This window comes from Flavobacterium jejuense (assembly GCF_006491595.2).
GTDB lineage: Bacteria > Bacteroidota > Bacteroidia > Flavobacteriales > Flavobacteriaceae > Flavobacterium > Flavobacterium jejuense.
In genome coordinates this window covers 383,450-404,922 of sequence record NZ_VEVQ02000001.1, presented here as the reverse complement: position 1 = coordinate 404,922, position 21,473 = coordinate 383,450, and the positions used below count along the sequence as shown (strand labels likewise).

19 protein-coding genes are annotated in these 21,473 nt (G+C 27.3%); 13 read left to right on the top strand and 6 right to left on the bottom strand.

Features of this window, described 5'->3' with window-relative positions:
* Window positions 1–36: 36 nt before the first annotated feature.
* Together FIA58_RS01890 and FIA58_RS01885 are read right to left on the bottom strand one after the other, a co-directional pair.
* Entirely contained in the window at window positions 37–1,515 is a 1,479-nt protein-coding gene (locus tag FIA58_RS01890; protein WP_140959448.1) for a malate:quinone oxidoreductase, read from the bottom strand.
* A gap of 127 nt (window positions 1,516–1,642) precedes the next feature.
* Window positions 1,643–2,257, bottom strand: coding sequence for a PAS domain-containing protein (locus FIA58_RS01885; RefSeq protein WP_140959446.1), 615 nt, complete (start codon window positions 2,255–2,257; stop codon window positions 1,643–1,645).
* Window positions 2,258–2,498: 241 nt separating this feature from the next.
* Between FIA58_RS01885 and FIA58_RS01880 the strand changes: the two genes are divergently transcribed.
* Both FIA58_RS01880 and FIA58_RS01875 read left to right on the top strand, forming a co-directional pair.
* Complete coding sequence (locus FIA58_RS01880) at window positions 2,499–3,314, top strand: 2,3,4,5-tetrahydropyridine-2,6-dicarboxylate N-succinyltransferase (protein ID WP_140959444.1); 816 nt, start codon at window positions 2,499–2,501, stop codon at window positions 3,312–3,314.
* Between the two features lie 218 nt (window positions 3,315–3,532).
* Window positions 3,533–5,323 carry an LTA synthase family protein gene (locus FIA58_RS01875; protein ID WP_243754624.1) on the top strand — a complete coding sequence of 597 codons (1,791 nt, stop codon included), beginning with the start codon at window positions 3,533–3,535 and terminating at the stop codon, window positions 5,321–5,323.
* On the opposite strand, the gene FIA58_RS01870 is transcribed toward FIA58_RS01875, so the two are convergent.
* Window positions 5,320–6,072, bottom strand: a complete 753-nt coding sequence (locus FIA58_RS01870) for a glycosyltransferase family 2 protein (protein WP_140959440.1) — start codon at window positions 6,070–6,072, stop codon at window positions 5,320–5,322. The genes FIA58_RS01875 and FIA58_RS01870 overlap by 4 nt on opposite strands.
* Window positions 6,073–6,166: 94 nt before the next feature.
* On the opposite strand from FIA58_RS01870, the gene FIA58_RS01865 reads away from it, so the two are divergent.
* Window positions 6,167–7,231, top strand: coding sequence for a glycosyltransferase family 9 protein (locus FIA58_RS01865; RefSeq protein ID WP_140959438.1), 1,065 nt, complete (start codon window positions 6,167–6,169; stop codon window positions 7,229–7,231).
* On the opposite strand, the gene FIA58_RS01860 is transcribed toward FIA58_RS01865, so the two are convergent.
* Both FIA58_RS01860 and FIA58_RS01855 read right to left on the bottom strand, forming a co-directional pair.
* Window positions 7,228–8,043: a glycosyltransferase family 2 protein gene (locus FIA58_RS01860; protein WP_140959436.1), complete on the bottom strand. Its 816-nt coding sequence runs from the start codon at window positions 8,041–8,043 to the stop codon at window positions 7,228–7,230. The genes FIA58_RS01865 and FIA58_RS01860 overlap by 4 nt on opposite strands.
* A 25-nt stretch (window positions 8,044–8,068) precedes the next feature.
* Window positions 8,069–8,827, bottom strand: coding sequence for a lipopolysaccharide kinase InaA family protein (locus FIA58_RS01855; protein WP_243754623.1), 759 nt, complete (start codon window positions 8,825–8,827; stop codon window positions 8,069–8,071).
* Window positions 8,828–8,901: 74 nt separating this feature from the next.
* Between FIA58_RS01855 and FIA58_RS01850 the strand changes: the two genes are divergently transcribed.
* The 10 genes from FIA58_RS01850 (at window position 8,902) to FIA58_RS01805 (ending at window position 20,711) form a co-directional block, all read left to right on the top strand.
* Window positions 8,902–9,699, top strand: a complete 798-nt coding sequence (locus FIA58_RS01850) for a glycosyltransferase family 2 protein (protein WP_140959434.1) — start codon at window positions 8,902–8,904, stop codon at window positions 9,697–9,699.
* Between the two features lie 2 nt (window positions 9,700–9,701).
* Entirely contained in the window at window positions 9,702–10,613 is a 912-nt protein-coding gene (locus FIA58_RS01845) for a glycosyltransferase family 2 protein (RefSeq protein WP_140959432.1), read from the top strand.
* A complete protein-coding gene (locus FIA58_RS01840) occupies window positions 10,614–11,786 on the top strand; it encodes a glycosyltransferase (RefSeq protein ID WP_140959430.1) in 1,173 nt (390 codons plus the stop codon). It begins immediately after the preceding gene.
* A gap of 4 nt (window positions 11,787–11,790) precedes the next feature.
* Window positions 11,791–13,830, top strand: a complete 2,040-nt coding sequence (locus tag FIA58_RS01835; RefSeq protein ID WP_140959428.1) for a glycosyltransferase — start codon at window positions 11,791–11,793, stop codon at window positions 13,828–13,830.
* A gap of 57 nt (window positions 13,831–13,887) precedes the next feature.
* On the top strand, window positions 13,888–15,756 hold the full coding sequence (locus tag FIA58_RS01830; protein ID WP_140959425.1) for an acyltransferase family protein: 1,869 nt from the start codon (window positions 13,888–13,890) through the stop codon (window positions 15,754–15,756).
* A gap of 44 nt (window positions 15,757–15,800) precedes the next feature.
* Window positions 15,801–16,715, top strand: a complete 915-nt coding sequence (locus FIA58_RS01825; RefSeq protein WP_140959423.1) for a hypothetical protein — start codon at window positions 15,801–15,803, stop codon at window positions 16,713–16,715.
* Between the two features lie 3 nt (window positions 16,716–16,718).
* On the top strand, window positions 16,719–17,279 hold the full coding sequence (locus FIA58_RS01820) for an L-threonylcarbamoyladenylate synthase (RefSeq protein WP_140959421.1): 561 nt from the start codon (window positions 16,719–16,721) through the stop codon (window positions 17,277–17,279).
* Window positions 17,280–17,395: 116 nt separating this feature from the next.
* Window positions 17,396–18,811 carry a CCA tRNA nucleotidyltransferase gene (locus tag FIA58_RS01815; RefSeq protein WP_140959419.1) on the top strand — a complete coding sequence of 472 codons (1,416 nt, stop codon included), beginning with the start codon at window positions 17,396–17,398 and terminating at the stop codon, window positions 18,809–18,811.
* 47 nt (window positions 18,812–18,858) lie between these two features.
* A complete protein-coding gene (locus FIA58_RS01810; RefSeq protein ID WP_140959417.1) occupies window positions 18,859–19,884 on the top strand; it encodes a COX15/CtaA family protein in 1,026 nt (341 codons plus the stop codon).
* Between the two features lie 56 nt (window positions 19,885–19,940).
* Window positions 19,941–20,711 carry a CDP-alcohol phosphatidyltransferase family protein gene (locus FIA58_RS01805; RefSeq protein ID WP_140959415.1) on the top strand — a complete coding sequence of 257 codons (771 nt, stop codon included), beginning with the start codon at window positions 19,941–19,943 and terminating at the stop codon, window positions 20,709–20,711.
* Here the strand turns inward: FIA58_RS01805 and FIA58_RS01800 are convergent.
* Window positions 20,708–21,463, bottom strand: coding sequence for a LytR/AlgR family response regulator transcription factor (locus FIA58_RS01800; RefSeq protein ID WP_140959412.1), 756 nt, complete (start codon window positions 21,461–21,463; stop codon window positions 20,708–20,710). The genes FIA58_RS01805 and FIA58_RS01800 overlap by 4 nt on opposite strands.
* Window positions 21,464–21,473 lie beyond the last annotated feature (10 nt).

Below are 21,473 nucleotides of genomic sequence, written 5' to 3'. Positions count from 1 at the left end.
AAACACAAATAATACAAATTAATCTGTATACTCTTTTTAATTCACCAATTTCAATGTTTTACTAGTCATTTCTCTAATTTGAGTACACAACTCTTCATTATCATTTAGATGTTGACCAAAAGCAGGAATCATTTCTTTAAATTTAGTTTGCCATTCATCAGAATTGTATTTAGAGGCAAAACATCTACTAATCACTTCTATCATAATAGAAACTGATGTTGATGCTCCTGGAGAAGCTCCTAACAAGACCGCTAATGAACCATCATCATCGTTTACGACTTCAGTACCAAACTCTAAAACACCTTTTCCGTTTTTATCTTTTTTAATCACTTGTACTCGTTTTCCTGCAGTCTCTAAAACCCAATCTTCTGCTTTTGCATCTGGAAAATAATTTCTAAGGGCATGCATTCTATCTTCTTGCGATTGCATCACTTGCTCAATCAAATATTTAGTCAAAGGAATATTATGAATTCCAGCAGAAAGCATGGGACGAATATTATCCGTTTGAATAGATTTTATTAAATCAAGATAAGAACCATTTTTTAAGAATTTAGTGGTAAAACCTGCATAAGGTCCGAAAAGTAATTCTTGTTTTCCATCTATAACACGCGTATCAATATGCGGAACTGACATTGGTGGAGAACCAACAGCAGCTTTCCCGTAAACTTTAGCTTTATGTTGTTTTATTATTTCCGGATTCATACAGCGCAACCATTGACCACTAATTGGGAATCCACCATATCCATCACCTTCTTCAATATCAGCCTTCTCTAATAATGGTAAAGAACCACCTCCAGCACCAATAAAAACAAATGGTGTTTTGGTTTTTCTAGATTTTTTTGTTTTTAAATCTCTAACTTTTATTTTCCAGTCTCCTTCTTTTTGTTTCTTCAACTTTTCAACTTCTGTTTGAAAATATAAAGTCACTCCTTCTTGGTCTTTTAAATAGTCGAATAAAGCTCTTGTTAATGTACCAAAATTCACATCGGTACCAATTGGCATATATGTAGCTGCATGAAGTTCATTTTCATCTCTATTATGCATGACTAATGGCATCCATTCCTTCAAAACAGCTTCATCTGAGCTAAAAAGCATCCTTTTAAATAAACATTTCTGGGTTAATGCTTCGTGTCTTTTTCGTAGAAATTCAACATTTTCTTTACCCCAAACAAAACTTATATGAGGTATGGAATGAATAAAATCTTCTGGATTTTTCAAAACCCCTTTTTGAATCAAATAACTCCAAAACTGCCTTGAAACCTCATAAGCTTCAGAAATCTTTAATGCTTTTGATATATCAATTGAACCATCTTCCTTTTCAGGTGTATAATTCAATTCACAAAAGGCAGCATGACCTGTTCCTGCATTATTCCAAGCATCACTACTTTCCGAGGCTGCTTCTGATAAACGTTCAAAAATTTCAATTTTACAATCAGGATTTAATTCTTTTAATAAAATCCCTAAAGTTGCACTCATTATTCCAGCTCCTATTAGAACCACATCTGGATTTTCCATTCTTTTACTTCTTTATATACTCTAAACTTATACCTAAAATGTAGTACAAAGATAAACAAAGAACAAACAGAAAATTATAATAAATCCATAAAAATACGAGCTTAAAATATTAAATTAATAATAATTTTTATCTACTAAAAAATCTGCTAAAAAAACCTTTTTCTTCCTCAACTTTATTATTTTCATTGTCTAATTTTTCTTGGTTGTAAATTAGCTCCAAAATATATTGCACATAAGTTTTATTCTTTTCTTCTAAAAATCCATTTAAATACTTTTCACTATACTCAATTCCACTTGCTCCTTCTATTTGAAGTAATTTTTTATACAACGGTTCTATATGATTTGTAATTACTTCTTGAGGTACAGCTCTTCTTCTTGCAAAATAATTAACAATTTCCCCTTCTTTATTTTTTGAAATTTCAAAATCAGTTATTACCCAATAATATCTTCCTGATTTTGCTAAGTTTTTTACTATTGCATGAAAGTTTTCACTATTCTTTAATTTTTCCCATAACACTTTAAAAATTACTTTTGGCATATCTGGATGTCTGATAATATTGTGAGGTTGCCCCATTAATTCATAGTCTTCATAACCACATACATCAACAAAAACTTCATTAGCATACTCAATTATTCCTCTTGAATTTGTTTTACTCATAATTACTTGTGTTTTATCCCAAGCAACTTCTTTATCTATTATATCCATTTTATTATTTGACTTATTATTTATTTCTAAATCCATCTTGTTTTATTATGTTGCAAAACTATTTAATCATCCTCTTTTAAAACCTGATAAAAATCAGTTTTCATTTTATAAAAAAGTCTATTTAGAATTTAATAAATAAAATCAATCTATTATTTCAATTATATTATTTAAACAATTAAAACTCACATTTATATAGACAAACTAAAAATATGTAACTAAAAACAAGTTATGATTTAAAAAAAATCGAATTATCTTTGTGCTAAATTCATAAAAAGAAATGACACAATTACAATCAACAATAGAACAAGCTTGGGAAAATAGAGCTTTATTACAAGATGAAAACACACAAAAAGCCATTAGAGAAGTTATTGAATTATTAGATTCTGGTCAATTAAGAGTTGCAGAGCCAATTGATAGTGGCTGGAAAGTGAACGAATGGGTAAAAAAAGCAGTGATTATGTATTTTCCTATTCAAAAAATGGAAACTTTAGAAGCTGGTATTTTTGAATATCATGATAAAATGCCTTTAAAAAGAGGGTATGCTGAAAAAGGAATTCGGGTTGTTCCCAATGCTGTAGCTCGTCATGGAGCATATATTTCTAAAGGTGTTATTTTAATGCCAAGTTATGTAAATATAGGTGCTTATGTAGATGAAGGAACTATGGTTGATACTTGGGCAACAGTAGGAAGTTGCGCTCAAATTGGTAAAAATGTACATTTATCTGGTGGTGTAGGAATAGGTGGTGTTTTAGAACCATTGCAAGCCGCTCCAGTAATTATTGAAGATGGAGCTTTTATAGGATCTCGTTGTATAGTAGTCGAAGGTGTTCGTGTAGAAAAAGAAGCTGTTTTAGGTGCAAATGTGGTACTAACTGGTTCTACAAAAATAATTGATGTTACAGGTACAGAACCTATTGAATATAAAGGAATTGTTCCTGCACGATCAGTTGTAATTCCTGGAAGTTATACAAAGAAATTCCCAGCTGGTGACTATCAAGTTCCTTGTGCCATAATTATTGGAAAAAGAAAGCCTTCAACCGATTTAAAAACATCGTTAAATGATGCTTTACGCGAATATAATGTAGCTGTGTAATTCATTGTAAAATAATATAAATTCTAATAATCCAAGTTTTATAAGCTTGGATTATTTATTGAAAACTTTATGTAAATAAATACTTAATTAATTGTAAATATTTTTTCATTTTATAAATTTGCTGAAATATTTTACAAATGAAAAATTACTTTCAAAGTATATTCCTTTTTTTTAAACGCTTTTTACTTATTGTCATTATTTATCAACTGTGTAGACTTTTGTTCTTATTTTTCAATAAAAGTGCCTTTGATGGAGTAACGCTTAAAGCTTTTTTAGGAGGATTACACTTTGATTTATCAGCTATAGCATACATCAATATTCTTTTTGCTATTTTACATTTTATTCCTGGAAAGTTTAAATATAAATCCGGTTATCAAAAAGGGTTAAAAATAGCTTTTTTTGTAGTCAATTTAATATTTATTTTAACCAATTTTGTTGATTTTGAATATTATAAATTCACTGGAAGAAGAAGTTCTTTTGGAATGATAACTGCTACAGGAATGGAAAATGAAATTGGTGGTTTAATTTTTGTATTTTTAGCTGAATTTTGGTATTTACCAATAATTGCATTGATATTAGCTTTTGTTTTTTGGAAGACCATACCAAACATAAGACTGATCTTTTCTGATGAAAAAACTAATTCAATTACAAATTTAAAACAAATTGGTCTTTTTATATTTTTATTAGGCATTGTATTCTTACTAGGTCGTGGTGGGTTTCAACAAAAACCTCTAAAAGTAGTTGATGCTGTGAACTATGGTTCTATTAGTCACTCTGCTTTAGTATTAAATACTCCTTTTTGCATCTTAAAAACTATTGGTAAAAAAGAGACTCTTGAATCTCCAAAATTTTATTCTGATGAAGAATTGAATGCTATATTTAATCCTGTTCTAACATTAAATCCAAAAGAAGAAAAACTGAATAAAAATGTTGTAATACTTATTTTAGAAAGTTTTGGAAGAGAGAATTTACAAATAGGACAAACTCCTTTCTTAGATTCCTTACTTACAAAATCATTATTCTTTGAAAATGGTTTTGCTAATGGTAAGTTATCTATCGACGCTGTTCCATCTACTTTATCAAGTATTCCCAGTTTAATGAATAACTCGTTAATCACTTCAAGTTATTCTATAAACGAAATTTATGGTTTACCTAAAATTTTAAAAGACAACGGATACTACACTGCTTTTTTTCATGGAGCCTTTAATGGTAGTCAAAATTTTGATCAATATTGTAAAGTTGCTGGTTTTGATGCTTATTATGGCAAAAATGAATATGTTGGTCCAGAAGCTTTTGATGGAAATTGGGGAATTTTTGACGAAGAATTCTTTCAATATTATTGCCATAAAATGACTGAATTCAAACAACCTTTTTTTACTTCAATTTTTAGTATTTCTTCACATAATCCTTATACCATTCCTGAAAAATATAAAGGAAAATTTCCAAAAGGAAACTCAAAAATACAAGAAAGTATAGCCTACTCAGATTTTGCACTAAGAAAATTCTTTGATTCAGCTCAACAACAAGAATGGTATAAAAATACTCTTTTTGTTATTACAGCGGATCATACTTCAGCAGAACCCACAGCAGAAAAATTTAAAACTAATGTAGGGAAATTTAGAATTCCTATCTTATTTTTTAATCCAGGAGAACCTACTTTTGGTGGAATAAGTTATAGAAATACTCAACAAATAGATATAATGCCTTCTATTTTAAAATATTTAAATATTAATACCAAGATGATATCGTTTGGTAAACCTTATCAATCTGAAAAAGATTTTGTAGTCTATTATTTAGATAATATTTACCATTATTTAGAAGGTGATTATTACATGGCATTTGACGGTAAAAAAGCAATAGGTTTATATAATTTTAAAGAAGATGAACTTCTCAAAAAAAATGAATTAGAAACCAATAAGGAAATAAAAGATAAAATGGAACGATTTATAAAAGCCTATGTTCAATCTTTTAACGAACGTATCATTAACAATAAATTAACTGTTCACTAATTCTTTACTTCTTGTTGTAACTTTAGTAATTTAGCATATTTCATGTAAGAAAAAAAAGCTTGAATCATTGCAATGGTCAATCCATCTATACCATTAATGATTCCTTTTTTGAAGAAATAACAACGAACAAAAGAAACAGTTCCATTTAAAATGGGTTTTAAAGCATTAATTCGTTTTCCTTGATCGAAGAGTTGTTGTGCATGCCAAGTAGAATATTGATTTTTTTTAGCTAAAATTTGCTCAAAAGAACTCCATCCGTAATGTAAAATATGAACGGCTACTTTTTTTTCATTAGTCGTTACTATCTTTTGATGTACTTTATCTTCTGATGGTTTAGCTGTCTTTTGATTAAAAAAACGAACTTTACTATCTGGATACCAACCAGAGAAATCAATTAATTCATCAGCCAAGAAATTTTTAACACGAAAAGAAAATGCATCATAATTACCTTCTAAATACTTTTGCTTTAAAACAAAATCTTTAGCATCATTGTCTAAAAACTCATCCGCATCAAGATTTAAAATCCAATCATTTTTACAATAAGGAAGTCCATGTGAACGTTGTGGCCCATCACCTAAAAAATTTTGTAAAATAACCTTCGCTCCTTTCTCTTCAGCTATTTTAACAGTGTTATCAGAACTTAAAGAATCAACAACAATTACTTCATCACACACCTCAAAAAGTGCATCAATACATTTTCCAATGTTTTTTTCTTCATTAAAAGTGATAACCAAACCGCTAATTGCCATATTGAAATGATTTTTTGCAAAAGTAACTAAATTATTTTGTTCTCACAGTTTCAAAATCTTGCTTAGTTGTGTATTTTAGCACAAAATATAAGAAATGAAAATTCTAATTATACAGCAAAAAAGAATTGGTGATGTTTTAACTTCAACTATTTTATCGAATAACCTAAAAAAAGCTTATCCGAATGCTGAAATTGACTACATGTGTTATGCAAATTGTGTAGCAGTTTTGGAAAACAATCCAAACATAGCTAATATCATTGTTCTAGAAGAAAAAGTAAGAAAAAATTACTTTTCTTTATTTAGGTTTATTTTCAGCATTAGAAATAAAAAATATGATATTATAATTGATGCTTACAGTAAATTAGAGACTAATTTAATTACATTTTTTTCTGGATCTAAGTATAAAATATCCTATAAAAAAGGGTATTCTCGTTTGTTTTACAACTACAATATTGAACGTTTAAATAACGGAACACAGTCTGATATAGGTCTAGCCATAATTAATCGTTTGAGACTTTTAAAACCGCTAATTTCTGAAGAAATTACTGACTATAAACCTAAGATTTTCCTTACAGTAAGTGAGATTAATGACGCTAAACAATTATTAGCATCATTTCCATTACAAAAAGACAAACCAACCTTTATGATTGGTATTTTAGGAAGTGAATGGTACAAAACTTATCCTTTTGAAAAAATGGCTGAATTACTAGATTATACTGTTGCTACAACTAATGCTAATTTATTATTCAATTACATTCCAAAACAAAAAGAAGATGCTCAAAAAATTTATAATTTATGTCAACCAAATACGCAAAAACGTATTTATTTTGATTTATATGCCAATGACTTACGCTCTTTTTTAGGATTATTATCTCAATGCAATGCCTTAATTGGTAATGAGGGTGGTTCAGTAAATATGGCTAAAGCTTTGTTTGTTCCTACATTTTCATTGTTTTCTCCTAGTGTAGATAAGGAAACTTGGCAAATTTTTGAAGATGAGAGAAATATTTCAATTCATTTGAAAGACTTAAAACCTGAAATTTATAAAGAGCACGATGAAAAATTTATTAAAGAGCATACGTTCAAATACTTTGAAGAATATCCTATTGATGTAATTAAAGAAAAATTAGCTTCTTTTTTTGATATAATACAATCTTAAAGATATTGACTTAACCCTTTTTTAATTTTAATTATGTTATGCTTTTTATTATAAGTCCTAATAGCATAATTTTTTTGCCAAGTTTCAGTTGTTGCATAACCTCTTTTATGGTCTAAATGCAAACAAATAGCACTATAGCGAATTTGCTTACCTAAAATTCCGTAATTAAACAATCTTTCCCCTAATTCTCTATCTAAACCACCATATTGCATTTCTTCATTAAACCCATTTATAGCTATTAAATCTTCTTTAAAACAAGATGTATTATGACCATTAAATGTCTTTTTTGTAGGTGTTAGCCAATTCATGAATGCTGCAAACCATCTATTTTGTGTCAATTTTGATAATTTAAATGATTTTTTTACTCCGTTTTTAATTAACCAATTAGTTAAAAATGTTTTTTGATTAATAATCTCATCCATTGAAATTAAATGTGAAGTAGTCATTGGTAATTTGAAATAACCACCAGAAAGAAAATAACCTTTTTCTTTATGCTTTAAATGTTGGAAAACAAAATCCTTTCTCGGAATACAATCTCCATCTGTAAAAATTAGATATTCAGAATTTGTTTTCAAAATAGCTTTATTTAAAATTTTACACTTTTGAAAACCATCATCAGCTTGCCAAACATGAACTATCGGAAATTTAAATTTTGATTGAAATTCTTTAATAATATTTTTAGTAGCTTCAGTAGAACCATCATCAGCAACAACAACTTCAAAATTTTCCTCCGTTTGGACACTGTAGCCAAGAAGTACTTTTTTGAGCCATTCTTCAGAATTGTAAGTTGTAATTATTACCGAAACTTTCATGCAAAGGTTTAAAAAATTGAAAGTACTACTTTTTCCAGAATTTTAGTTTCTTTTTAATCCTTTTTTTACGGTAAAAACGATGTTGAAAATCTTTTGTCAATTGCCACATTAATCCAAATACTTTTTCTTCAACTTCACCAGAAATCTTGGCATATTCATTACTCATAATAGCAACCATATCTTCTTTAGGAGTTATTTTGGAAAGGTTTTTCATTCGAGTTTCAAAACTTAAAAAATCATGAAATTTCATTCTGTTCAAATCTACTAAATAAAAAGAATACTTTCCATTGGCTTCTTTCTTTATCAATGTATTTCCTGGAGAATGATCTAAAAATTCAATTCCCTTTTCATGCATATCAAAAGTAAATTGAGTAAACTGACGTAATATATTTTCCGCATCGGGATAGTCTGTTTCAACTAATTCTCTATAAGTTAAATCGCATTCTAGATGTTCACACGCATAATAACTTTGATTTAAACCTATAAAGTCAAAATCTTCGTAAAAAGCTATTGGTTCAGGTGTTCCAATTCCTTTTTCTTTTAAAATAGATGCATATTCAAAAGAACGTTTTGCTTTAGATTTACGGAAATATTTGTAAGCAATTTTATTTATTAAATTAGGCTTTTTAAAAGATTTAATATTTACAATTTGTCCATCTATTTCAAAAAGCTTTATAGAATTACGCGAGCCTTGAACAAACATTTTACCTTGCTGTTCAAATTTTTCTATACAAATACTAATTTGTGATGATTTATCTTGGTATGGAGATGCTATTTTTATCAAGCTATTTTTTTATCAAAAGTAGATATTGTGTTTAATAATTCCAATTAATTCAATATTTTTACCAAAAATTAAGCATGAATAGTTTTCCAAAGTGTACATTAGTAACTCCAACTTACAATTGGCCAGAAGCTTTAGAACTTTTACTTTTAAGTATTAAAAATCAAACTTACTTACCAAATGAAGTTATAATTGCTGATGATGGTTCAAAAGAAGAAACTATCAAACTCATAAAAAAATTTCAAGTTGAATTTCCAATTCCTTTGATTCATGTATGGCATGAGGATAATGGCAATCAGAAGCCAAAAATAATGAATAAAGCAATTGCTAAAGCAAAGTATGATTATATTATTGAAATTGATGGCGATATTATAATGCATAAAAATTTTATAAAAGATCATTTGACTTATTCTGAAAAAGGATTCTATCTATTTGGTTCAAGAGTTAACATTCAACAAAAAATCCTAAAAACAATTTTTAATAAAAAAACAATCACCTTTGGTTTTTTTGCTGAAGGAATCAAGAAAAGAACAAGGACAGTTCGTTTTCCTTTATTTATGAAATTTGCTAAAACTCACGACGAACGTTCTAGAAAATTGAGAGGTTGTAACATGTCTTTTTGGAAACAAGATTTCATTAAAGTAAATGGTTTTAATGAAGGATTAGTGGGTTGGGGAATTGATGATTCTGAAATGATTCAGCGTTTACATAATATTGGCATTAAAGGGAAGAGGTTAAAACAAACTGCAATAGCATATCATATTTATCATAAAGAGCAAAATAAGAACAATTTAGAAATCAATAACGCAATTGAAAGAGAAACTACAGAAAAAAAGATTTCTTTTATTGAAAAAGGTGTTAATCAATATTTATAGGTATGAAAGATATAGCTGTAATATTAATAAATTACAATTCAATTGATTACACAATCAATTGTGTAAAAAGTATACAAAAAAAAACATGTAGTGGAATTTCTTTTGAAATAATTATAGTTGACAATGATTCTAAAAATAATGAGTTTGAAAGATTAGTTGAATTCTCTAAAAATTTAGATTTTAAAGATATAGTAATAATAAAAAGCAATATAAATTTAGGTTTTGGAGGTGGAAATCTTTTAGGTGTTCAACATTCAAATGCGACCTATTATGCCTTTGTTAATAATGATTCTATATTTAAAAATGATTGCTTATTCCTATTAAAAAAAGCAATGGATAATAATCCTGAATATGGTATTTGTGGTCCAAAAGCTTATAAAGAGGATGGAACTATTTTACCTACTTTGGATTATTTTGCTTCACCAATAAAAGAATTGTTTGGGCGTTCACTTTTACATAGGATTAACCCTAAGAAGTATATTGATAGAACTAAAGATTATGTAGATCATCAAGTAGGCCAATTTGTTTCTGGTAGCTTTATGATGGTCAGAGCTATAGACTTTTGGAAAGTTGGAGGTTTTGACACTAACATATTTTTATATTATGAAGAGACCGATCTATGTAAAAGACTATTAGAACTAGGAAAAAAAGCCTACTTAATACCTGAGGCAGAGTTTATTCATTACCATGGAGCAAGTACTCCAAAGTCAATTTTAATTAAAACTGAATTAAAAATTTCGTTTTTATATGTAATTCGCAAACATTATGGTTATTTTTGGCATGTTTTTTTATTAAACAAATTAAGACTTCAATTTTTAGTTAAAAGTATTTTCAAATTTAAATATTGGTATATATTTAAAATTTTAATAAAAGGAGCTCATATATCTGATTCATTAAAGCAAAGGCAAGAATAAATGATTGTATTTAAATTTTTCAAACAACTTTTTATTAAAAAAGAAGATATTCATATTGATGATTTAGTCAATATAAATTCTTACGATACTAATAAAAAAACAATAATTTTTATTACTGGTGTTATTCCCACTTTTGACAAAGATTCAGGTTCAAATAGATTGAAAGAAATAATTTTGGCCTACAAAAAATTAAATTACAACTGTGTAATTTGCTATGAGGTAAAAGATTATAGCAATAAATATTATTCCTTTTTCAAAGATCAAGGTATAATGTTATTTCAATTTAAAGAATATCATATTGTTCCTTTTTTAAAATCAATTAATACAATTGATTTAATTTGGTTATATGGTCCATATACATTCAAAAAAAATATCTTCAAATTAAATAAACATTTTAGAAAAATCAAAAAAATATATGATATGATTGATATTCATCATTTACGCCTTCAACGTGCAATTGACTTAAATCCTATCAAATATTCATTTAGAAAAAGATTCAAGAAATTTTATAAAATTGAAACAAAATTAGCTAAAAAAGCCAATATTGTTGTAGCTATTTCAGATGAAGAAAATAAATATATATCAGAATATCTTAACCCAAATAGAGTAAAAACAATATCAAATGTTCATTATCCAAAAATTAATAAGGATAGAATATATTCTTTTGAAGACAGAAAAGACATTCTTTTTATTGGTTCAACACACACACCAAATATTGATGCTATATATTATTTATACAATGATATAATGCCGTTAGTTTGGAATAAAAATAGTAATATCAAAGTTAATGTTATTGGAAATTTAAATGAAGAAATTAATAATATTTCACATCCTAATTTTATTTTTCATGGTTATGTAGAAAATATTGAAGATATTTTTATTTCAAATAAGATGATGGTAGCTCCATTAAGATACGGTGCTGGTGTAAAAGGAAAACTAGGACAAGCCTTTGAATATTACTTACCTATAGTTTCATCTAGCATTGGGGTTGAAGGAATGGGGTTATTACATAATAAAAATGTTTTAATAGCTGACAAGGCTGAAGATTTTGCAAATGAGATCTTAAATCTTTATGAAAACAAAGACCTTTGGGAAAAGCTTCAAAACAATTCTGAAGAAAGTTTAAAACCTTTTTCAAGAGAGAAGCTATTAGAAAATTTAAAAAAAATATAGTGTAATGAAATTTAAAAAAAAAATTAGCCTTTTTTTTAGAAGAAGAAGAAAAGTTAAACAACTAGAAGATAAACTAAAAAACATACAACCTAAAGAACTTACTAATATTGATAGAACACCTATTTCATTTAAAAGTTCTGAAAATCCAAAAGTTTCAATAATTATTCCATTTTATAATCAAGAAATTTACACTTGGAATTGTCTTCAGTATTTACATAAGAATTTAACGGATAATTATCCATTTGAAATTATATTAATTGACGATAATAGTTCAGAAAAATATGATTTCACAAATGCTTCTGGAATTAATATTATTAAAAACGAAACCAATTTAGGCTTTTTAAAAAATATTAATAAAGGAATAAACGCTTCAAAAGGTGAGTATATTTATTTATTAAATAATGACACAGAAGTCTATGAAAACTTTCTAGATGAACTTTTTTATGTTTTTGAGAACCATAAGAATGTTGGTGCTGTTGGTTCTATGTTATTAAATCCTGATCAAACATTACAAGAAGCTGGCTCTGTCTTTATGAAAGATTTTACTATTCATCAAATTGTGAGAAACAGAAAACCGTTCTATCCAGAAGTTAATTATATAAGAAAAGTGGATTATTGCTCAGGATGTAGTTTATTATTTAAAAAATATAAAGATAATGGAGATTTAAATCTATTCGATGAACAATTTGCTCCAGCTTATTTTGAAGAAACTGATTTATGTTTTGATTTAAAGTACAATCAAAATAAAAGTGTTTATTATACCCCTTTTTCAAAGGTTTTACATTTTAATGGAATTACATACAACGATAAATCTAAACAAAATCAAGAAAGTAATAACCGTAAAGAAATTTTATTTAAAACGAATCAAAAGAAGTTTTATGATAAATGGAATCAACAAATAAATAGCATTCAAGCTGAATGCGTTGAAGATAGAATTTTAGAAATCAACAACAATAAATCTATTTTATTTATAAACGATACTGTTCCAGAGTTTGATAGAGATTCAGGCTCAAATAGATTGAAAGAAATTATGAATGTATTTATTGAAAAAGGATACAATGTAACTTTCGTTTCTAAAGATATATTCATTTGGCAAGCCTATTTAGAAGTTTATCAAAGAATGGGAATTAATATTTTTTATGAACATTTGCAGTACAAAGATTATAAATATTTTATTTCAAAATATTGTGCAAATGCTAACTATGTTTGGATTTATGGCCCTAATAGTTTTAAAAATTATTATGAAAAAATTAAGCCTCTTTTTTCAAATGCAAAATTCATTTATGATATGGTTGACATTCATCATTTAAGATTTAAAAGAGCATCTGAAATCAACAAAGAAGATGAAAGCAATTTAAAAAACTATTCAGCCTACAAAAAAATAGAACTAGAAGCAGCAAAAGTATCTGATTATACAATTACTATTTCTGATGATGAAAAAGAGTTTATGAAAACATATTGCAATAAGGAACAACTACTTACAATATCAAATATTCATTATCCAAAAGTAAAACAAAACGAAATAAATCAGTTTAACTATAGAAATGACATTCTATTCATTGGTTCAACACATCATCCAAACGTAGATGCTATTTATTTTTTATACAATAATATAATGCCAATTGTATGGAAATCACATCCAAAAATGAAAGTAAATATTATTGGTAATATAAATACAGTTGTTAAAGATATTAATGATGAAAGATTCATTTTCCATGGTTTTGTTTCTAATATCGAACCACTCTTTAATACTGCAAAATTGATGGTAGCTCCTTTATTAATAGGTGCAGGTGTTAAAGGGAAAATTGGTCAAGCTTTTGAATATTACTTACCAGTTGTAACAACTACTATTGGAGCAGAAGGAATGTTTTTAAAGGATGAAGAAAATGTTTTAATTGCAGATCAACCTATAGATTTTGCTAACTCAATTATAAAATTATATACTGATGAAGTCATTTGGAATAAACTTTCTCAAAATTCAGAAAAAAGTTTGTATCCTTTTTCTGTTGAAAAAGTAAATGATGTAATTAATGAAAATTTTTAATTTTTCCTCTAATAATAAAGTTTAAAAATTAAAGAAACTAAATATAAATAATTGTAAATGTCGCAGAAAAAATACTTCCCACATATTGATGGATTGCGTGGAATTGCTGTTTTATTAGTTTTACTATTTCACCTTGACAATTCATTTTTTAAAGGAGGATATATAGGTGTTGATGTTTTTTTTGTAATTAGTGGTTACTTAATTAGCACAATACTAATTAATAAAATTGATAGCAATACTTTTTCATTTAAAGACTTTTACCTAAGAAGAATGAAAAGATTAATGCCTGCAATGTTATTTGTGGTACTATTGACTATGATAATGGGATATTTCATTTTTCCATTACATTTATTAGAAAAATCATTAAAATCAGCAACTGCATCAATATTATCTTTTTCTAATATATTCTTTTTCAATGAATCTGGTTATTTTGATTCAGGTGCTCATTTAAAACCATTACTCCATACCTGGTCATTATCTGTTGAAGAACAATTCTATTTAATTTGGCCTTTATTATTATTTTTTACTTTAAAAATCAAGAAAAAAATTTATAGAATTTTAGTATTAACTGTTATAGGTATTATTAGTTTAATTTACTGTGAGTATTATTTAACTATTAATAGTTCTGCCGCATTTTTCTTAACACCCTTTCGCGTTTTTGAATTTCTTATTGGAACCATATTATTTTGGGTAAAGAAAATTGAATTTAAATTATTTATTAAAGAAATACTCTCATTTATTAGTATTGCTGGATTAGTTTTTCTTAGTTATTTTTATGACAACAATGTAGATTTTCCAGGTGTTAATGCTTTATTACCTTGTCTTTTTTCTGCGATTTTAATTCACAACACTGGACAATCAAAATATGTAAGTTTAATTTATAACAACCAACTTATAAGATGGTTTGGTAAAATATCCTATTCATTATATCTAATCCACTGGCCATTTATAGTTTTTTACAAGTTCTTATATACTCCAGAATTAGATTCAATAGACCAAGTTATTTTATTTATTGCTTCAACCTTTATAGGATTCCTTATTTATAAATTTGTTGAAACTCCTTTTAGAGAAACCCAAAAAAGCACAAAACCATCAAAAACAATTATTTATATCATTACAACAATAGCAATGATATTAACAGTCAATTTATTGACACTTAAATTTGGCTCATTAATTTTCAATACAAAAAACACAACTAATTATAGCTTAAAGCAAATTGAAGAAGGAAAACAATTAAGGTTTAAATTTTGTAATGAGCCGTTTTTAAATGATATAGCTTTAGAAAAAACTAATCACAAAGAACATGTTTTAATTCTTGGTGACAGTCATGCACCAGATGCACTTAATTTCTTAAAACTTGCTTATCCAGATTATGATTATAGAATGTTAACAGAAGGAGGTTGTCCACCCATGATCAAATCAGATTTAAAATTAATTGATAACCACCCAGTAGAAATAAAAAACAATTGTTATGCTTTAATGGATAAGGTTATAACATTAAATTTATCAGGTTATGAATATATTGTTATCAATGTTATGTTTGACTGGTATAAACCTGATAACTTAGTTAATTATATAAAGGAATTAAAAAAGAAAACCGATGCTAAAATCATTGTTTTTGGAAATTATATTATTCTAAATAATGATTTAGTTAACCATACCAATTTAGGTAAAAGCTTAACTAATGATGATGTTAAAAGTTTAGCCTTATATGAAAATGAATTGAAACTTAAATCTAAAGGACTGTACAGATATATTAGTAAAAAGGATTTATTATGTAAAAATAATTCAAACGACATTAAAGATTGTGTTATTTTTACAGCTCAAAATGCTCCAATGACTTATGATAGTAATCACTTAAGTTTTGAGTTTGCTGAAATAATTTCAGATAGTTTGTTAACAAACAAAATAAATGTCTTTAATTAGTAATTTTAAAAAAACTATAATTAGTAAACTAATAATGATTTCTGATGAAAGCTAAAATAAAAGTAGGATACCTTATTTCATATGATTACAGTTATTTAATGAATTCCCTTGAAAGTATTTATAAATATGTAGATTTAATAGTTCTTTGTTATGATAAAGATTTTAAAACATGGACTGGAAATTCTTTTAGTATTCCAGAAACATTTTTTGAATCAATAAAAAAATTTGATACTAAAAATAAAATAAAGTTTTATTCTGATAACTTTTATATTCCTGAAAACATTTCAAATCCAATGTTAAGTGAAACTTTCCAAAGAAATAAATTAGGAGAATTCATGGGGAAAGGTGGTTGGCACATTCAACTTGATGTTGATGAATATGTTTATGATTTTAAAAAAATGCTAACATATTTAAAAAAAAGTGCTTTTCTGCTAAAAGATCCTATAAACAAACCTTACTCTTTAATTGCTCAAGTTATAGTTTTATATAAAAAAGATAAAAATGGATTTTATGTAATAAATCCAATAAATGAAGATTTTTACTTTGCAACTAATAATCCAAAATACATAAGAGCAAGACAAACAAATTGGACATGTTTATACACTAATCAAAAAGTATTACATCAATCTTGGGCAAGAGATGAACATGAAATAAAACAAAAATTAGATAATTGGGGGCATAAAAATGATTTTAATGGTGATGAATATTTTAAGACTTGGGCAAATATTAATGTAAATAATTATAAAAATTTAATCGACTTTCACCCAGTGGAACCGAAAGTTTGGCATAATTTAGTATTATTAAAATATAAAGATGTAAAATCATTAATTAAAAATGCAAGTTTATTATTTCCTCAACAACATACCTATTCCTTATTATTAAACTTAAAAAAACAAATGAAGCTTCCTTTTTTATTAAAAGTTGAATTAAAAATAAAAAAGTTTTTATTTGAAAAATAAATTATGAACACAGAAATACATAAAGCTTACGAAGTAATTAAAAATGGAGGAATAATCCTATATCCTACTGACACAGTTTGGGGAATTGGTTGTGATGCAACTAATGAGGAAGCAATTAAGAAAATTTATGCCTTAAAACAACGTGAAGAAAGTAAAAGTATGATTGTTTTAGTTAATGGAGAAAGAATGATGCATCAAGTCTTTAATGAAATACCAGAAGTAGCATGGCAAATTCTAGATTTTTCGGAAAAACCAACTACTTTAATTCTAGATAAACCAAAAAATGTCGCTAAAAACATAATTGCTGAAGATAATTCACTAGCAGTACGCATAGTTTCTGAGCCTTTTTGCTATAAATTAATGGAAAGAATGAAAAAGCCACTAGTTTCCACTTCAGCAAATATTTCAGGTATGTTTACCCCTAAAACTTTTAAAGAAATTTCTCCTGAAATTTTAAAAGGTGTGGACTATGTAGTAAATTTGCATCAGGATAAAATTTGCAAAAATCCTTCAACTATTATAAAATTAGGATTGGATAGTCAGGTCAAAGTTATTAGAAAATAAAAATGACCATAAATTCGCAAATAGATTAATATGCCAATGTAAAATTAGTCAAATGTAACAATCTACCTACTTAAATTGACACATTTTCAAATTGACTAATTGACTAATTAAAATGTATGAATTACAAAAAACATTTAGAGGATAAAATATTTACGATAGTTTCTCAAGCTGCTCAAGAACTTAACTTAGAATGTTATGTGATTGGTGGTTTTGTTAGAGACATCTTATTGAATAGAAATCACAAAAAAGACATTGATATTGTTGCTGTTGGTAGTGGTATTGAATTAGCCTTAAAGGTTTCAGAATTGATTCCTAACAAACCTAAAGTCCAAGTTTTTAAAAACTATGGCACAGCGATGCTACGATACCATGATATGGATATTGAATTTGTAGGAGCAAGAAAAGAATCTTACAATCATGATAGTAGAAATCCTATAGTTGAAAATGGAACATTAGAAGATGATCAAGAGAGAAGAGATTTTACCATAAATGCATTAGCTTTCTCACTTAATAAAACTACATTTGGTGAATTAGTTGATCCTTTTAATGGTGTTAACGATTTAGAAAATAAAATTATAAAAACACCATTAGATTCTGATATCACTTATTCTGATGATCCTTTACGAATGTTACGCGCTATTCGATTTGCTTCCCAATTGCATTTTGAAATTGAGTTAAAGTCATTACAAGCTATTAGCAGAAATAAAGATCGTATTACAATTATTTCTGGAGAACGCATTGTTGAAGAATTGAATAAAATTCTATTGTCTGAAAAACCATCTATTGGATTTTTATTATTGTATGAAACAGGATTATTAGACATAATTTTACCTGAATTAACAGCTTTAAATCAGGTAGAAGAAATTGAAGGTCATACTCATAAAAATAACTTTTATCATTCTTTAGAAGTCGTAGATAATATTTGTCCTAATACAGATGATGTTTGGCTACGTTGGTCAGCTTTATTACATGATATTGGTAAAGCTCCAACAAAAAAATTCAACAAAAAACAAGGTTGGACGTTTCACGGACATGAGTTTTTAGGTGGAAAAATGGTAAAACGTATCTTTGAACGTTTGCACATGCCTTTAAACCAAAAAATGAAATTTGTACAAAAAATGGTAACTATGAGCTCGCGTCCAATAGTATTATCACAAGACATTGTTACAGATTCAGCTGTTAGGAGGTTAGTTTTTGATGCTGGTGAAGATGTAGAAAACCTAATGATTTTGTGCGAAGCTGATATCACTACTAAGAATCCTAAAAAATTCAATAAATACCATCATAATTTTAAGATTGTTCGTCAAAAGATTGTTGAAGTAGAAGAACGCGATCATGTGCGTAATTTTCAACCCCCTATTTCTGGTGAAGAGATTATGGAATTATTTGGATTGAAACCAGGAAGAGAAATTGGCACACTAAAAGAAGCTGTAAAAGAAGCGATTTTAGAAGGAGAAATTCCCAATGAATATAGTGATGCCTTAGCTTTTGTAATTAAAAGAGCTGAAAAAATGGGATTGCAAAAAGTGTAACTTTTGATAAAAAAATGCTACATTTAAAATCATTAATTTAGTTAAAAATGAAAAACTACTTTTTACCCATAACTAAAATTGCTCTTGTACTGGTTTATCTTGTAATTATAGCAGGAGCTTTAGTGCGTATGACTGGTTCAGGTATGGGTTGCCCAGATTGGCCAAAATGCTTTGGTTACTACATTCCTCCTACTCAAGAAAGTGAACTACTTTTCGCACCAAATAAGAGTTATAATAAAGGAATGGTGATTATTAAAGATGAAAGTTTATTAGTTGCCAAAGAAGATTTTACAACTACAAGCTCTTTTTCGGAAGCTAATTGGGAAAAATATACCAAACATGATTATGCCATTTTTAATCCGTTTCATACTTGGGTGGAATATATTAATCGTCTTTGTGGAGCTTTAGCAGGTATAGCTTGTTTTGCTAGTTTTATTTTGGCCTTTTGGCATTGGAAAACCAATAAAAAATTAACTCTTTATGCATTTATAATCTGTGTTTTAATGGGGTTTCAAGCTTGGTTAGGTAAAACAGTAGTAGATTCGGTTTTAAATCCTGTTAAGATTACCACTCATATGCTGGTTGCATTTTTGATAGTAGCTCTTCAATTATATTTGATTTTTTATTTTCAGAAAGGGAAAGAAAAAACATTTGTTTACAATAATAAATTTAAAAATGTATTGCTATTTGCATTAGGTGTAACCTTAATTCAAGTAGTTTTAGGAACATCTGTAAGAGAGTTTATAGATCATATTGCTGAGACAGGTTTACCTAAAGAATTTTGGTTACAAAACCCATCAGTAACTTTTTATATTCATAGAAGCTTCTCTATTTTGGTAACTTTAATAGCTGTTTATTTAGTATATACAAATGCTAAACTTAAATTAGGTTTTTCTAAAGTAAAATTAATTTTGGCTATCGTATTATTGGAGATTTTTTCAGGAATTGTAATGTATTATTTTGATTTTCCATTTGGAACACAAACGGTTCATATTGTTTTAGCTTCTGTTTTATTTGGGATCCAATTTTACTTAGTACTTGAAAACACTATAAAAAGAAAGTCCATTTCATAAAAATGTAGTATTTTTACAATCCGACTATATTGTCACCCGTTTTGTACAACATTACAATGTCAAAATTAAAAAAAGAAGATAAGTTTTTAGATTTATCAGATTATGGCCGTTCTTTTGGAAGAATTTTAGCTTATCAATTAAAAGAAACACGCTTCACTCCTATTCATGTTACATTACTTTTTGGAATTTCTGGTTTAATTGCTGTGTATTGCATCTTGACAAATCACTATTTATTTGCTGCTTTTTTTATTCTTCTAAAATCGGGTATTGATGCTGCTGATGGAGAATTAGCACGATTAAAGAAAACTCCTTCTTATTTTGGAAGGTATTTAGATAGTGTTTTTGATATCCTTTTAAATTTTATCTTTTTGATGACCATTTGCTATGTTTCTCAAACACCACTTTGGCTAACATTAATAGCATTTATATGTCTTCAATTACAAGGAACATTATATAATTATTACTATGTAATTTTAAGAAATAAATCCGTTGGTGGTGATGCTACAAGTAAAATTTTTGAATATAAAAGTCCAAAAGCGTTGCCAGGTGAAAGTCAGCAATCTGTAAATATTTTATTTAAAACCTATTCTATTTTATATGGCAAATTTGACAAAATTATTCATTTCATGGATGCAGAAGCCTATAAAGTAAAATCATTTCCGAGTTGGTTTATGACCTTTCTATCTGTTTATGGTTTAGGATTTCAATTATTAGTCATGTCGATTATGTTACCTTTAGGTTTGATCGAATACATTATCCCGTTTTTTATCTTCTCCAGTATCTTAATCTTTGTATTTATAGGTATCAGAAAAAAATACCTAATTTAATCCAACCAAGTCTTAAAATCATTGACTCTTTCTCTAGCAACAATTACTTCATCTTCTTTGTAAGAGGGCAAAATAATTTTTAAACGAGAATTAGTGTGCACTTGAATTTCTTTAATTCCTTTTAAAGGCAAAATGAATTTTCGATTAATTCTAAAGAACTCTTTTGGGTTCAATTCATTTTCCAATTGTTCCATTGTGAGATCTAATAAGTAATTTCTATTTTCAAATGTGTGCAAGTAGGTACCTTTATTTTCGCTGTAAAAACACTCCACTTCTTGAATGGGAATAACTTTAATTTGTTGACCAATTTTAACAGAAAAACGAGTTTTATATTCTCTTTCCACAGGATTGATCAACATTCGTTTAATTGCTTCAAAATCTAAACTTACAGAAGTATTTGCAGTGGTTCTCGCTTTAAATTTGGCAACAGCCGTTTCCAAATCATCTTCATCAATAGGTTTTAATAAATAATCGATACTATTCAATTTAAAAGCTCTTAAAGCATATTCATCATAAGCAGTAGTAAAAATCACAGCACTTTTAATATCAATTTGTTCAAAAATTTCAAAAGACAAACCATCAGACAATTGAATGTCTAAAAAAATTAAATCAGGATGTATATTATTTTGAAACCAATGCAATGATTCTTCTACAGAATGTAACATTTGATTAACTTGTAGTCCTAGTTTTTCTACTTTTCTTTGTAATAATCTTGCAGCTGGTTTTTCGTCTTCTATAATTATGATGTTCATTTTAAATAGG